Below are 439 nucleotides of genomic sequence, written 5' to 3'. Positions count from 1 at the left end.
CAACCGCTGCGCTCAACACGAGTATTTGGTAATGAACCCTTCTGGTCAGCAACCTTCGATAAAGACCAGCTGAAATACACTAAGATGGGCGAAGAACCTCAGCGCCTCGATATCGAATCAAGCCGCACCTCACCAAGCACTCGCGACTACCAGCTTAAAGGTAATCAGGGACAAGGTGAGCTAAACCTTAAAAAAGAGAGCTGCAGCGATGGCATGAGTGACTCTATCTATGGCTGGCACGCCAAACTTAATCTCAATGACAGCAACTACAATGGTTGTGCAATGGTGGCCAATCAAGATCCAACGCTGAACTGGAGTGGACTCTACTTCGCAAGCTCAACGCAGAACACTGGCTTCTCTATCAACCTAGAACTCAACGACGACCACAGCGCTATTACAACTTACTCGTACAGCAATGGCGATCCTTCTATTGTTGAAC

General features: G+C 48.1%; 1 pseudogene. It reads left to right on the top strand.

From position 1 onward, the window contains the following. Nucleotides 1-439, top strand: a pseudogene (locus AB4486_RS24725) (COG3650 family protein); the annotation flags it as partial.

It is taken from the genome of Vibrio sp. 10N.222.55.C6 (assembly GCF_041473395.1).
GTDB classification, from domain to species: Bacteria; Pseudomonadota; Gammaproteobacteria; order Enterobacterales; family Vibrionaceae; genus Vibrio; species Vibrio crassostreae_C.
This window is presented reverse-complemented; position numbering and strand designations above follow the sequence as displayed.